This window comes from Flavobacterium sp. H122 (assembly GCF_004959765.1).
Classification (GTDB): Bacteria; Bacteroidota; Bacteroidia; order Flavobacteriales; family Flavobacteriaceae; genus Flavobacterium.
Map to the genome: position 1 here is coordinate 1 of NZ_SJZD01000028.1, position 1,568 is coordinate 1,568.

Sequence of the window (1,568 nt, forward strand, 5' to 3'; positions counted from 1 at the left end):
ACTCCTATAGGGCTTATTGACAAAATATCTTCCCAAACAGCAACCAATTGCGCTTCTATATCGCTTTCTGCTCCTACATAATCCTTTTGGATTACATCGCTGGTAGAAACCAATGGCAATACTTTACGGTCTATTTTCCCGCTTGTTGTCAATGGCATTACTGCCAACTCAACATAATAGGTAGGAACCATGTACTCAACCAATTTCTCCGTCAGGTAGGTTCTTAACTCTGATTTATCTACTGCAGAATCTGTTACATAATATGCCACCAATACCTTTTGCCCATTTACCTCCTGAGCTACTGCTGTAGCATGCGTAACAGACGTGTATTTTAAAAGTGTATTCTCTATTTCACCCAGTTCAATACGGTTTCCTCTGATTTTTACCTGATTGTCAATCCGGCCGATATATTTTATGGTTCCATCCAAGTTCCATTGGGCAATATCACCCGTACGGTATACTTGGTAACCTTCTCTGAACGGATCCGGAATAAATCGGTTTTGTGTCAGTTCAGGAAGATTAAGATATCCTCTTGCCACCTGAACCCCTGAAATAAGAAGTTCTCCCTGTACGCCCAACGGCTGTAATTGAAGGTTTTCATCTACTATGTAAATACGTGTATTAGCAATAGGTTTACCTATACTCACCCCTTCTTTTTCTACATCGACTTCTGTTAAATCAATAGCTGTAACATCAATAGCCGCTTCTGTTGGACCATATAAATTATGAATACGGGTTTGAGGGTAACTTAATTTACATGATTTTACTGTCTCTACCGGCAGTTCCTCTCCGCTGCACACAATATGTTTTAAACTCTGACAAGTGTCATGGTTGGCTGTTTGAAGATAAATACCAAGCATTGAAGGAACAAAGTGCACCACACTAACCTTTTCTTTTTCGATTACCTGTTCCATGTAAAAGGAATCTTTATGACCTTCCGGACGCAGAATAACAAGCTTACTGCCTATCATAAACGGCAATACCAATTCCCAAACCGAAACATCAAAAGTGTATGGTGTTTTTTGCAAAAAGACTTCGTTATTGTTTACTCCTAAATAATCACGCATCCAAACCAATCGGTTATACAGACCGGCATGATGGTTCAATACGCCTTTAGGATTGCCTGTAGAACCCGAAGTATAAATACAGTAGGCTAAATTCTCTAAATGATTTTCCAAAGAAACATTGGATTCGTTATATGACGTTTGATTCGTTTTAAATCCTTCAAACAATTCGTCATTCACACATAGTTTCAGTCCGCCGTCTTTGATAATAAACTCTGTGCGGTCCTGCGGGTAATTCACATCTAATGGAACATACGCTCCGCCTGATTTTAATATCCCAAAAATGGTAATGAGCATCTTCTCGCTTCTGTCCATCTGGACTCCCACCAAATCATTCGCTCCAACTCCAAATTCTTTTTTCAGGTAATCCGAAAACTGATTTGCTGATTTATTAAAATCAGCATAACTAATCTCCAAATCCTCATAAACCAAAGCAATAGTATCCGGATTTTCCTGAACCTTTTTCTCAAATAAATCTAAAACTGTAACATCTGATGGGTAGAC

1 protein-coding gene is annotated in these 1,568 nt (G+C 38.9%); it reads right to left on the minus strand.

Features of this window, described 5'->3' with window-relative positions; all coding sequences use genetic code 11:
• Nucleotides 1-1,568: amino acid adenylation domain-containing protein (locus tag EZM65_RS15350; RefSeq protein WP_136669438.1), on the minus strand; the 1,568-nt coding region annotated here is incomplete at both ends.